Source organism: Micromonospora sp. NPDC020750 (assembly GCF_044334565.1).
Classification (GTDB): domain Bacteria; phylum Actinomycetota; class Actinomycetes; order Mycobacteriales; family Micromonosporaceae; genus Micromonospora.
On sequence record NZ_JBIRTH010000005.1, the window covers coordinates 510,190 to 522,648 of the forward strand.

11 protein-coding genes are annotated in these 12,459 nt (G+C 70.3%); 1 reads left to right on the forward strand and 10 read right to left on the reverse strand.

The window, feature by feature from the left end; translation table 11 throughout:
* Window positions 1-131: 131 nt before the first annotated feature.
* The 10 genes from ACH4T9_RS18655 to ACH4T9_RS18700 form a co-directional block, all read right to left on the reverse strand.
* Window positions 132-989 carry a class I SAM-dependent methyltransferase gene (locus ACH4T9_RS18655; protein WP_396672191.1) on the reverse strand — a complete coding sequence of 286 codons (858 nt, stop codon included), beginning with the start codon at window positions 987-989 and terminating at the stop codon, window positions 132-134.
* Complete coding sequence (locus tag ACH4T9_RS18660) at window positions 982-2,010, reverse strand: lysylphosphatidylglycerol synthase transmembrane domain-containing protein (RefSeq protein WP_396672190.1); 1,029 nt, start codon at window positions 2,008-2,010, stop codon at window positions 982-984. Before ACH4T9_RS18660 ends, ACH4T9_RS18655 begins: the two co-directional genes overlap by 8 nt.
* Entirely contained in the window at window positions 2,003-2,590 is a 588-nt protein-coding gene (locus tag ACH4T9_RS18665; protein WP_396672189.1) for a hypothetical protein, read from the reverse strand. Before ACH4T9_RS18665 ends, ACH4T9_RS18660 begins: the two co-directional genes overlap by 8 nt.
* Entirely contained in the window at window positions 2,587-5,106 is a 2,520-nt protein-coding gene (locus ACH4T9_RS18670) for a PEP/pyruvate-binding domain-containing protein (RefSeq protein ID WP_396672188.1), read from the reverse strand. The genes ACH4T9_RS18665 and ACH4T9_RS18670 overlap by 4 nt, the downstream gene beginning before the upstream one ends.
* The gene (locus ACH4T9_RS18675; RefSeq protein ID WP_396672187.1) at window positions 5,099-6,148 is read right to left on the reverse strand and encodes a Rieske 2Fe-2S domain-containing protein; all 1,050 of its coding nucleotides are present in this window, start codon (window positions 6,146-6,148) and stop codon (window positions 5,099-5,101) included. The genes ACH4T9_RS18670 and ACH4T9_RS18675 overlap by 8 nt, the downstream gene beginning before the upstream one ends.
* Before the next feature lie 46 nt (window positions 6,149-6,194).
* Window positions 6,195-6,647, reverse strand: coding sequence for a protein phosphatase (locus ACH4T9_RS18680; protein WP_396672186.1), 453 nt, complete (start codon window positions 6,645-6,647; stop codon window positions 6,195-6,197).
* A 135-nt stretch (window positions 6,648-6,782) separates the two neighbouring features.
* Window positions 6,783-7,622 carry an SAM-dependent methyltransferase gene (locus ACH4T9_RS18685; protein WP_396672185.1) on the reverse strand — a complete coding sequence of 280 codons (840 nt, stop codon included), beginning with the start codon at window positions 7,620-7,622 and terminating at the stop codon, window positions 6,783-6,785.
* Window positions 7,619-8,686: an aromatic ring-hydroxylating dioxygenase subunit alpha gene (locus ACH4T9_RS18690; protein WP_396672184.1), complete on the reverse strand. Its 1,068-nt coding sequence runs from the start codon at window positions 8,684-8,686 to the stop codon at window positions 7,619-7,621. The genes ACH4T9_RS18685 and ACH4T9_RS18690 overlap by 4 nt, the downstream gene beginning before the upstream one ends.
* Entirely contained in the window at window positions 8,683-9,780 is a 1,098-nt protein-coding gene (locus tag ACH4T9_RS18695) for a Rieske 2Fe-2S domain-containing protein (protein WP_396672183.1), read from the reverse strand. The genes ACH4T9_RS18690 and ACH4T9_RS18695 overlap by 4 nt, the downstream gene beginning before the upstream one ends.
* 14 nt (window positions 9,781-9,794) lie before the next feature.
* Window positions 9,795-10,685 carry a polyprenyl synthetase family protein gene (locus tag ACH4T9_RS18700; RefSeq protein WP_396672182.1) on the reverse strand — a complete coding sequence of 297 codons (891 nt, stop codon included), beginning with the start codon at window positions 10,683-10,685 and terminating at the stop codon, window positions 9,795-9,797.
* Window positions 10,686-11,117: 432 nt separating this feature from the next.
* On the opposite strand from ACH4T9_RS18700, the gene ACH4T9_RS18705 reads away from it, so the two are divergent.
* Window positions 11,118-12,452, forward strand: coding sequence for a cytochrome P450 (locus tag ACH4T9_RS18705; protein WP_396672181.1), 1,335 nt, complete (start codon window positions 11,118-11,120; stop codon window positions 12,450-12,452).
* Window positions 12,453-12,459: the final 7 nt, after the last annotated feature.

Genomic DNA, 12,459 nt, shown 5'->3' on the forward strand with positions numbered 1-12,459 from the left:
CCCGGTGGCCCCGAGCCGGCTGGCCCGACCTTGTCGCCCGATCGCCCCCGGTTGCGGGACGGCCCTTGTCTCGCGGGCGCCCCTGATGACAGGAGCACCGAATCATGCACCGCGCCACCGCCCGGGGCTCGTCACATGGTCCTGTGCTCCTGGCTCGTATCAGGCGACGTGGCCACGATGAAGCAGACCGGGTTCGTGAGCCGGATACCACCGTCGGCGTCCCGCCGGGTGTCCAGTTCCGCAGCGAGCTGACATTCCAGGTCGGGACGGCGTTCCTGCGGGATCATGTCCCAGAAGAGGCGTAGACCCTGCGCGTACGTCCAGCGGACGAACTCCTCCCCGGACGCCGCGACGAGTGGCACATCCTCGACCACGACCCGCGGCTCGACGAAGCCCGCGCCCCGCAGGTGCCGGGTTATGGCAGCAACCTCGTCGGCTGCGTCGAGTGCGTCAGCCGTACCGGCTGCGGCATCGGTCGCGGCGAAGTCACGCATGGCTCGTTGGAAGAACTCCAGCGCGATCTGCGACCCGTCCCCTTCGGTGACGGCTCCGGGGACGGCGAGGGCGATCCGCCCTCCGGGGCGCAACAGCCGGGCGTAGTTGGCCAGGGTGGCCGGGTGATCCGGAACAAGGGGGAGACTCATGCTGGCGGTGATCAGGTCGAACGTCCGGGGAGCGAAGGTTGGTGCCCGGCCGTCCATGACGACCGCCCGAGCGTTGACGGTCCCGCGCCGGGCGATGTCCTCCTGGAGGAACTGGATCATCCGAGGTGCCAGGTCGATGCCGGTGACCTCGCCGTCCGGGCCCGTCGCGGCCGCGGCCGGGAAGAGGACGGCGCCGCGGCCGGTACCGATGTCCAGGATGCACTCGCCAGGCGCTACCGCCGCGTGGCCGACGAGCCTGCTGCCGACCGGTTTGAAGAAGGCGGGACCGATCTCGTCGTACACGTCGGCGACCGTGTCGTAGACGGCCCACAGCTGATCAGTCATGGTCACTCCGTACTAGCGGCGGCGCGGTGGTCGCCGTGCCGATGGTTGCGGGGCCGTTGGTTGCGGGGTCGTTGGCGCCCGGCTGCTTCTTCCGCACGCTGAGGAAGTGCAGCTGGAGCGGCAGCCCGACGACGACCTGGGGTAGGACCTGCTGGGCGTGGAACAGCAGCGCAAAGCCGAGGGCGGCGTCCGGCGCGACGTGCAGCAGACTGAGGCAGTAGACGGCACCGACCTCGAACGTGCCCAGGTTGGCGGGTGCGCCGGGCAGGACGTTGGAGAAGTCGATGAAGAAGACCACCAGAACGACGGCGGCCACCGACAGACCGATGTGCAGCGCACGCATGACCGCGTAGGCGGCGGCCACGTCGATCATCTCGCCGACGAGAATGAGGCAGGAAGCCGAGCTGAACCGCAACCGGTCCTTCAGGAAGTACATGCCGTCGACCATGCTGTGCAGCATCTTCGGCAGTCGGTTCGCCCGGGCACGGTAGGCGGTTGCCACGAGCAGACCGAGCAGCACGAGCATGAGGGCCGACACGCCGATGACGAAGCCGGTCACCCAGCCGGGCAGTCCGGGGACCAGCAACGGCGTGGCCAGTGCCAGCAGACCCATGCAGGCCGCCCCGATCGTCTTCTTCAGCACGATGAGCGCGCCTGTGATCCCGACCGGGACGCCCTCATGCTTGAGCATCCACAGGCGGAGCAGCTCACCGGCGCGGGCCGGGCTGATCGACGACGCCGCCTGCGCGGCGAACTCGTATCGCAGGAGCCGGCCGGCCGGCGGCTGGTGTCGGGGGCCCAGCATCACCACCCAACTGCCGGCCCGGACGACCTGGGCGACGAGGTTGAGCAGCACCGCGACCACCAACAGCGGCACATCCGCGCGGGTCAGCGTGTCGCTGAACGCGCGCGCGTCGAGCCCGCGCAGGAACCACCACAGCGAGATGACGGTTGTCGCGATGAGCAACACCCGGACGACGAGATCCCACCGCTTCTTCGGCGACGCCCGGGTCTCACTCATCGGGGCAGACGTGGTCGGCGGCCACGGAGGTCGGCAGCCGCCGGGCAGCGGCACTGTACGGCCACAACGCACGCTCGGTGGCGTAGAAGCGGAGTAGCTCAGGCGGGTGGATGCCCAGTTTCGCCCGAATCTCGCCCAGCGGCCAGGCGAGCAGGTCGCGCCACGGCACATCGCTGAGCGGCTGGATCCGCTGGTGAGCCGCGAAGCGTACGGCCATCTCGAACAGCAGCAGGTCGTCGCGGCTCAGCCGCCACGGCCCGCGGTACAGCTTGGTGGCCGCGAGGGTGAACAGCTTCTGCTGCCACCGACTGAGTCGTCCGCTGGAGCCCATCGTGGCCCCGAGCACGAAGGCCTCATCGGGCGGCAGGGTGCCGCGGCCGAGGACGATGTGGATGCTGTCGTGGCCGAACAGATCGACGTTGCCGGGCAAGGCGACCGGGCTCGCCGGGTTCTCCAGGAGCCGGACGTACCACGGGACGACGGAGGGGTCGTCGCCGGGCATCCCGGCGTGCGCCTCCGCGAGCGTCGCGGAGTCGTCGAGACTGGGCACCCAGTCCGACAGTGCTGGCGGAGTTGTCACGAGGTGCTCCCCTCCGTCAGGTAGACGAGTCCGCGGGTGCCGTCGACGGTGACGACCTGGCCGTTCTGAATGACCTTGGTGGCGTTGCCGGTGCCCATCACGGCGGGGATGCCGTACTCGCGGGCGACGATGGAGCCGTGTGACAGCGCGCCCCCACTGTCGGTGATGATGCCGCCGGCGATGCCCAGCAGCGGGGACCAGGCAGGCGTGACGTACGAGGCGACCAACACGTCGCCGGCTCTCACCTCGTCGAAGTCCCGTACCGAACTGACGTGCCGAGCGGTCGCGGTGACCCGACCGGGGCTGACCGCGAACCCCCTGAGATCGGCCGACGACTCGTCGACGTCCTCGCTGCGGCCGAGGAAGGCGATCGGCAGGAAGTCCACGCCGGCCACCTCCACCCGCAGTCCTCGGGGCACCTGGGCGGGCGGTGACACCTGACGCTGCTGCTCCCGCAGTTCCCGCCGCAGGCGTACGGTTTCGGCGAGATCGGCCGGCCGGTCCCCTGCTCCCAGGACGCGCAGTTGCTCGATCAGCTCGTCGCCGCTGAGGAAGAAGACGTCGTCGGCGGCGCTCAGCGCGCCCGCATCGGCCAGCCGCCTTCCCAGCTCGAGATACCCACGCCGGATCGTCGGCCAGCCCATCGTGAAGTAGTGCAGCGCCTCGTCCCGGACGTGGGCGTAGTAGCGGGTCCAGCGCAGCAGAGCCCGGAGCACGGCGCGTCGGACCGGCTTGCGGCGCAAGCCCCGCAACAACGTCGTACGGGACTCTTCCCGCTGGCGGGCCAGGTCGCGCAGGCGGTCGTGCAGCGAGCGGAAACGACCCTCCCGGTACGCCTCGAGGGTGGTCAGGAACGCCGACGGATCCTCGACCGGCGTCGGCTCGGCGAAGTCCAGCTGGTACGCCTGATGCGCGTACCGCTCCAGGAACTGGTCGAAGCCGTCCGGTGGCCCGTCCCCGGGCCCGTCGGCCGTGGCGAGCTCGAAGAGAGCGGCGTCCATCTCGGAGGCTTTGGTCGGGTAGCCCTGCAACAGCACCGCGAACCCGTCCCCGGCCGCCTCCGGCGGGGCCAGGGAGCGGTACAGGCGGTCGAGCAGCCACTCGCCGCCGTTCCAGTACCAGGCGAGCCCGCCGAGCAGCGCCCAGTACACCGCGCTGAGTTCCTCGGCCTCGTCGATGACGGCGAGCACGTCGCGGGTGGTCAACGTAGCGGGGGTGATCCTGCGCAGCGCCTCGATCCGCTCGATGTGGTGCGGCAGCAGGGTCGTCCGCCAATGGCGGTCGAGCCGGGCGAGATGGAAGCGGAAGAAGGCGGCCACGAGCTTGCCGGTCTGGACCGGGTGCCGCTTGAGCCGGGTGTCGAGCCGGATGTAGGCGTACCCGTTGATGGTGCCCGACATCGGCTCCGGCAGCAGGCGGTCGATGCGCGGGTCCCGACCGGACCAGTTCTGCTTCCACTTGCGTACCAGGCGGGGGAAGAGCGTCGTCGCGAAGAGCGGGGACAGCGGCTCCGGCAGCCACGAGTCGCAGATGCTGATCCGCGCCCACTCGGCGCCCTCGATGGGGCTGCGCCAGCGGACGTCCTCGGGCAGCACCACGTCCCGGGTGAGCGGGCGTGCCTGCAGGATCGCGAACCGGCCGTCCGCAACTGCCCACTCGATGTCCTGGGAGGCGCCGAAGTGCTCCTGGACCGCGATGCCCAGCCGGGCGAGCGCCACGGCCTGATCCCCGGTCAGCGAGGGGGTGTCGCGCAGCTCGGGCGGGACGTCGACGAAGGTGGCGCCGTCCCCGGTGGGCGTGACCATGAGGGATTTGTGGGAGTGCTCCGTGCTGAGCAGCCGATGGCCTGCGCGGTCCACCACGTGGCGGTCGGGTGTGACGACGCCGCTGACCACCGCCTCGCCGAGCCCCCAGCTGGACTCGATGACCACTGGTTCGGTGACCGCCGCGGTCGGCGCGGTCACGAACATGACACCGGCGGCGTCGGCGGGCACCAGAGCCTGCACGACGACGGCCATGCGTGCCTCGGCGTGCGGCAGTCCCACCCGGTCCCGGTAGTGAACGGCGTGGACGTCCCAGAGCGAGGCCCAGCAGCGCAGCAGCGCGGTCACCAGCCGGTCGAACGTCCGGACCCCCAGCTCCGTGTGGTACTGGCCGGCGAAGCTGGTGTCCGCCGTGTCCTCCGAGGTGCCGGAGGACCGGACCGCGACGGCTCCGCCGGCCGGGCACACCGTCCGGAACGCCTCCTCCAGGTCGGTGAGCAGGGTCGCCGGCAGCTCGATCGCCTCGACCGCCGCGCGCAGCGTTCCGGCGGCCTGCTCGTCCTCGCGGGCGAGCAGGGCCAGGTGCGGCGCCACGGCCGGCTGTGCGAACCGTTCATAGACCGAGGTGGGCAGGCAGAACCCCGGCGGCACCGGTACGCCGACGCCGATGAGCTCGCCCAGGTTGGCGGCCTTGGCGCCCACGGTCGGCGTGTCGTCCCGGCCGACCGCCGACAGCGCGATGACGTCAGGCATCGTCGGCCACCCGTTGCACCCAGTGCTGGTAGTGCTTGCGGAAGGCGCGGATACCACTGTCCCGTTCGACGTAGATGCCGTGCCGGTCGCCGGTCTCGAGGGTGTTGAAGATCGGCAGATCCTGGTTCGACGTGACGGTGATCTCCGGCCGGTGCACCAGGTAGTTCCGCAGGTCGCGCAGTCGCCGGCCGCTCGGTTCGAGGGCGACGGCGATGTGCTGCACCGTCCGGTTGGGGGCGACCGGCGTGGTGGCGAGCAGCAGCCGGTACTGGATCACGTCGTCGGCCCAGTAGGTGATGCGCTGCCCGGCCGGCCAGCCGTCGACGCGCAGCACGAAGTGCTCGGCATTGATCCCCAGCAGGTTGGCGAGGGCGCCGAGCCTGCCGGTGTAGGCCGGCCAGGTCAGCTCCGCGCCCATCCACGCGCCACCGAGGATGGGCGGCCCGTGTCCGGTCAGCTCGTCCGGCCGGTCGAGGATCCGCAGGCTCGGCTGGTCGGTGACGTCGAGGCCGTGCAACTCGACGAGGTGGTCCGGGTCGTACGTGTTCTCCAGGATCCGCCGGACGGTCGCTCCGGTGAGGTCGGCCAGCCGGAACCCGCGGGCGAACCCCGCTCCGGCGTCCAGCGCGGGGAACTCCGGCAAGGCGAACATCGGTTCGGCGCTGCCGTACCACACCCAGACATAGCCGTGACGCTCCGCTGTCGGGTACGCCCTGACCCGGGCGCCGCGCGGGATGCGGTCGGTGCCCGGAACAGCGACACAGGCGCCGTCACCGGTGAACCGCCAATGGTGGAACGCGCACCGCAGCGTCCCGTCGACGACCTTGCCGTCGGCGAGGCTGGCGCCCAGATGCGGGCAGGCGCGCGCCATCACCGTGGGGCGACCGCTGCCGTCCCGCCAGGCCACCAGGCGGCGGCCGAACAGCGTGATCGCTTTCGGCGTACGCCGCAGCCGGTTGGACGGCAGCGCGACGTACCAGCTCGCCGCCAGGTTGAAGCCACGGTCCGTACGCGTGCCGGCCGGCTGGTTCTGCACGGTCATCGCCCCGCACCGCCGAACGGTCCGGCGAAAACGGGACGCGAACCGGTCAGAGCCGGGGGCGCGCCGTCTGGTCGAAGCGAGTGACGAAACGCCGTTGCCACGGTGTCTCGACGGCCCGGTGCAAGTAGTGCTCGCGGACGTAGGCAACGGCCTCCGCGGGGGGCACGCCGTCGAGGACCGCCAGGCACGACAGCGCCGTCCCGGTACGCCCGAAGCCGCCTCCGCAGGCCAGCTCGACCCGTTGCGTCCCGGCCCGGTCCAGCACCTCGCGCAGGACGCCGACGAACTCCGTGCGGTCGGCCGGCAGCCAGAAGTCCCGCCAGCGGACCCAACGGCTCTCCCACGTCACCGGCTTCGGCGGGGAGCCCACCAGGTAGACCCCGAACTGCGGCTCGGGTCCGTCCGGCAACGGATGCCGCAGGCCACGGCCGCGCACCAGCCGTCCGGACGGCAGTCGCATGACACCCGCTGCGTTCGGCTGCCAGCCGGCTTCGGTCATTCGGAACACCCTCTCCACTACTCGGCCTCGGGACCGGTCCGGGAGAAAGCCTAGGCGACAGATTCCCCGAACCGGGACGACGGGACAGGAATCGCTCGTCGGCGTCACAGCCGGTGTGGCAGCGGAGCACGGCCGTCACTCCTTGCCGGCGATGAGGACGGCGAACCCCACTCCGGGCAGCTCCGCGAAGGTGCGCATGCCGTCGATGAGCCCCAGCACCTCCTGCTCGTAGTCGCCCAGCGCCGAGATCCGCTCGGAGTTCGCCCGGACCCATGCGTCCACCACTGCGAGGGTCGGCGGGATCACCTGCTCGTAGATGTCCTCCACGTACCGGGTACGCAGCCCGGCGCGAGCGAAGAGTTGGGGATACTCGTCCAGGTACGGCGGCTGGGCGAGGTGGTAGTTCTGGTAGAGCTGTCTGACGAAGTCGTCACGCTCCTGATCGTCCACTCGTTGGAGCACCGGTTGCGCGACCACCAGCCGGCCGCCCGGCCGCAGGATCCCGGCGATCGCGTTGAGCACGCCGGCCTGGTCGGGTAGGTGCTCGAGCGACTCGATGGCGAGGACCGCGTCGAACGAGTTCTTGTCGTACGGCATGGACGTGGCGTCGACCAGCTCGAACCGTACGCGATCGGCGACCCCCGCGGCCGCCGCCCGCTCGGTGGCGATGTCGACCTGTGCGCGGCTGATGGTGATGCCGACGACCTCGACCGGGACGGTCTCGGCGAGCCGGACGGCGGGACGGCCGGTGCCGCAGCCGAGGTCGAGCACCCGCTGGCCGGGCCGCAGCGCCAGCCGTTCGATCAGCAGATCGGTCAGGTTGTCGGCCGCTTCCCGCATGCCGACGCCCTCGTGCACGCCGTCCGGGAAGTACCCGAAGTGATGACTGTCGCCGAGCATGTCCTCGGACAGCACGGTGATCTTGTCGTACATCTCCCCGACGCTCTCGCGGTCAGGGCGGTAGGAGTCGCTCACAGTGCTCCTTCTTCGGCGCGGTCGACCCAGGTCGCATACTGCTTGCGGAAACGCAGGAGGGCGTGGTCGTACCGGGTCGGGGTGGGCGCCGCGGTGTCGTCGGCGTTGCGGTAGATGGCGAGGTCTTCGCGGGTGCCCCACCAGTGGTGGGCGCGATAGGCGAGGTACACCAGCCGGTCCCGGGCCGGGTTGCCGGTACGGCGGACCAGCGACCAGCCGCGCAGGTGAGTACGCCCCGGACCGACCGGCGTGACGCCGAGCAGCTCCTTCACCACCACCTCACCGTCCAGCAGGAAGGTGAGGCGCTGCCCCGCGGGCCAGCCGTCGACGAGGAGCTCGAACTTCTCGCTGCGCAGCCCGAGCGCGCGGATCGCGGCGGGTACCTGAAGGCCGTGGAACTCCAGCCGGGCTCCGGTCCAGGCGTCCCCGGGGATCGGCGGCCCGTTCTCGGCGGCCGCGGCCGGTTCCGGCAGCATGACCAGTTCCGGCGCACGATCGCACGCGACGCCGTGCAGGGCCATGAAGTGGTAATGGTCGAAGGCGTTCTCGAGGACCCGGCGCGGCGTCGCGGCGGTCGTGTGCGAGAAGCGGTAGCTGAGGTATTCGTTCCGGCGCTCGGTCAGCGCCGGGACCTCCGGCAGCGGGTAGGCCGGTTCGCCGCCGCCGTACCAGATCCAGAGGTAGCCGTACCGCTCGACGAGCGGATAGGCCCGCGGCTGTTTCATCGACTGCGAGAGCCGCGGCATGCCGGGCACCGACGCGCACGCCCCGGTGGCGTCGAAGCGCCAGTGGTGGAACGCGCAACGCAGGCTGCCGTCGACCACCTTGCCGACCGCGAGGCTGGCGCCCAGGTGCGGACAGTGCCGCGGCATGATCGACGCCCGGCCGGTCCCGTCGCGCCAGGCGACCAGCTCGCGGCCGAACAGATCGAGCTTCCGCGGCCCGCGGCGCAGCTCGGCAGAGGCCATCGCGAGGTACCAGCCCGCGGCGAGCCGCATGTCGGTGCCCGGCTGCGACGGGGCCGTCCGGCGCGGTTGGTGCGAGATCGGGCTCGCCCCGGTCACGACAGGCTCCTGACCGGGGCGGTCACCGTCTCGACCTTGCCCACCCACGACTGGTAGTACCGGCGGAAGTGCGCAACGCCGTTGTCGTACGGGGTGCGCAGTGTTCCGGCGGTGGCCTCGGTCGTGTCGTAGATCGGGATGTCCTGCCGGGTTCCGGCGCGGCTCTGCCCGTAGAGCATGACGAGGTTGAAGAGCGTCCGCAGCCGACCGGTGCGCGGCGTGCCCGCCCAGCCGACCTGGGTGGTGACCCGTTCGGACACCGGCGTGATCGCCAGCAGCACCTTGAAGAACTCCTTGCCGTCGACGTAGCCGGTGAAGCGCTGGCCGCCGGGCCAACCGTCGACCAACAGCTGAAAGGCGTCACCCGCCGCGAACGTCGCCGCTTTGGCCATCCCCCAGCGGGCGGGATCGCGTACCGGGTGCCCGGGTGTGGCGATGCCCTCGAACCAGGCGCCGAGCCAGGCGGGGGAATCGATCGGCGAGCCGTTGTCGGCGGCTTCCGACTGATCGCGCAGCATCCGGAACTCGGTGTGGTCCAGTGACAAGCCGTGCAACGTCTGGAAGTGGTAGTAGTCGAACGCGTTCTCCAGCAACTGCCGGGCCGTGCCGGTGCTGCGGTCGGTGTAGCGGAAGCCGACGTAGCGATCCCGGTTCTCCGCGAGCGCGGGAAAGTCCGGCAGGCTGAACAGGGGCTCGGCGGTGCCGTACCAGACCCAGACGTAGCCGTAGCGTTCCACGGTCGGATAGGGCGTCAGCTTCGCGGTGGCCGGGATGCGGGCGGACCCGGGAATCCGCACGCAGGCGCCGGACCCGTCGAATCTCCAGCCGTGGAACGGGCAACGCAGGCCGATCTCGTCCACCTTGCCCAGTGCCAGGCTGACGCCCTGGTGGGGGCAGTAGCGCGGAGCCACGACGGCCCGGCCCGAGCGTTCCCGCCACGCCACCAGATCCCGGCCGAACAGTTGCAGGGCCACCGGGCGGTCGCGCAAACGGGCGGTGGAGAGTCCCGCGTACCAACTTGCCGCCAGGTCCGCGGGCACGGGATCGGCGGCCGGCGCAGGCAGGGCCAGCCGGTCGGTATGCCTTCTGGTCATCTGCACGATCCCGTTCAGTGGGTGCGGGTGAGGATGTAGTCCGCGATGGCGCACAGTGGCTGAGCACCCGCGCCGAACAGCTCGACGTCCTGCTTCGCCGAGGCGATGAGCTCGGTGGCGCGACGGCGCGACTGGTCGAGGCCGAGCAGCCGGGGGAACGTCGCCTTGCGCTGCTTCTCGTCCTTGTGTGGCGTCTTGCCGAGCTCGTCCAAGGTCGACGTGACGTCCAGGATGTCGTCGATGATCTGGAAGGCCAGACCGATCTTCATCCCGTACGACTCAGCGCGGCGGACCATCTCCTCGTCCGCGCCGGCCAGAACCGCGCCCGTCACCACGGCAGCGCTGAGCAGCGCCCCGGTCTTGCGGGTGTGCATGCTCTCCAACGTCGCCAGGTCGACGTCCTCACGGTCGGCCATCTGGACGTCGATGACCTGGCCGCCGATCGCGCCGTGGATGCCGATGGTGTGCAGCAGAGTGTGGATCACCCGCAGGACCCGGCTCGTCGGCGCGTCGGTGTGCAGGAGCACGTGCTCCAGCGAGTACGACAGCAGCGCGTCGCCGGCGAGCAGGGCCATGCCCTCGCCGAACACCTTGTGGTTGGTGGGGCGGCCGCGCCGGAAGTCGTCGTTGTCCATCGACGGCAGATCGTCGTGGATCAGCGTCGCGGTATGCAGCATCTCCAGGGCAACCGCGGTCGGCATCGCCACCTCGGTGCTGCCGCCGCCGGCCGCACAGGCGGTGAGGCACAGGATCGGCCGGACCCGTTTACCGCCCGCCAGCAGCGAATATCTGATTGTCCGATACAGCTCGTCGGGCCCGCCGATCTGGATGGCCCGCTCGAGCTCCCGGTTGATGAGCTCACGCTGTGAGCGCAGGAGTGACGGCAAGTCAATCTGTTTTAACATTGACATTCCCCCATGAATGCGAAGCCGGGGCAACTGTACTCTGCCCGAAGAGTAGAGTCAATGTTCATCTGTTATACATTGACTTTGCCCAGCGCCGGCCGACGGTGTTAACGTAGCGCCAGGGCTGAACCACGGGGGTGAAGTTATGATCAAAACGGTCGCCACCACTCGGCGTCGACGTCACCAAATGGCGAGCTGAGCTGGGAAAACGGCGAGGATCTGCGGCAGTCGACACTGCCGTGTCGACTCTTTGGCGGTGCTGCGGCGCCGCCATTTCCGTGTCGATCTTGGCATGCCGCCACCCGGCGCCGAACGGACACCCGCCAGGGTCGGCTGCAATCTCGCATTGATGTTAATTTACTTTAACAAAGATGAACAGGTCCGTTTGCATTCATCGCGCCCGTGTGGGCGCCACCGACGGTGGAGAAGTGAATGGCGATACCTGACGCCCCGCGGCGGATCCCCGTGATCGGGCATGCCGCGGCGCTGCTATCCGACCCGCTCGGCTACCTCTCCACCCTGCCGGCGCATGGCGACGTGCTACGCCTCACGCTCGGACCGGTGCGGATCGTGGTCGTCTGCGACCCGGAACTCACCCGCAGGGTCCTCGTCGACGACCGCACCTACGACAAGGGCGGCCCCTCCTTCGACTCCGGGCTCGAGGAGTTCGGCGACGGCCTCGCCTCCTGCCCGCACAGCCGGCACCGTCGCCGGCGGCGCCTCGCGCAACCCTCGTTCCACCACAGCCGCTACCCCGGATACGCCCGGGTGATGACGGGCCACATCGACACGGCGACCGCCGGCTGGCGGCCTGGCCAGGTCCTGGACGTCCGGGCCGAGATGGCGTCACTGTCGATGTCGATCGCCGTCGCGACGATGTTCTCGTCGTCGATGCCGGCCGACCGCCTCCGGCAGGCGGTCGGCGACCTGCAGACGCTCGTCAGCGGCATCCACCGCACCATGTTGCTGCCGCCCGTGCTGACCCGGCTGCCGCTGCCGGTCAACCAGCGATACCGGAGGGCCGTCACCCGCCTGCGGCAGACGATCGGCGCCATCGTCGCCGAGCGCCGAGCCCACGCAGGCGACCACGACGACCTGCTGGCCAGCCTGCTCGCCGCCCGCGACGACCAGAGCGACACGCCGTCCTCGCTGACCGAGAACGAGGCGGTCGACGAGGTCATGACGTTCTTCGCCGCCGGATCCGAGACGATCGCCAACACACTCGCCTGGTCGCTGTACCTGCTCTCGCAGGACGCCGACGTGCGGGCCCGGCAGCGCGCCGAGGTCGAGCAAGTCCTCACCGGCGATGTGGCGACGTTCGAGGACATCCCCAAACTGGAGTTCACCACGCGGATCGTCACCGAGTCGCTGCGGCTCTACCCGCCGGCGTGGATCGTCACCCGAGCCGTCACCGCCGACACCGAGCTCGGCGGGCACCCGATCCCGGCCGGCACGTTCGTCGCCTGGAGCCCGTACCTGCTTCAGCGCCGGGCCGATCTGTACGAAGAGCCCGACCGGTTCCGGCCCGACCGGTGGGACGCGACGCGCTGCCCGGCACCGCCGCGCAGCGCGTTCGTCAGCTTCGGCGGCGGTGCCCGCAAGTGCATCGGCGACCAGTTCAGCTACGTCGAGGCCACGCTCGCGCTGGCCACGATCACCCGCCGCTGGACCCTCGACCCCCTCCCCGGGGCCCGCGTCACCCCGGCCGCCTCGACAACGCTCTACCCGAAGAACCTCCGGATGCGGCTGGTCCGGGAGGCATCCTGATGGGGAA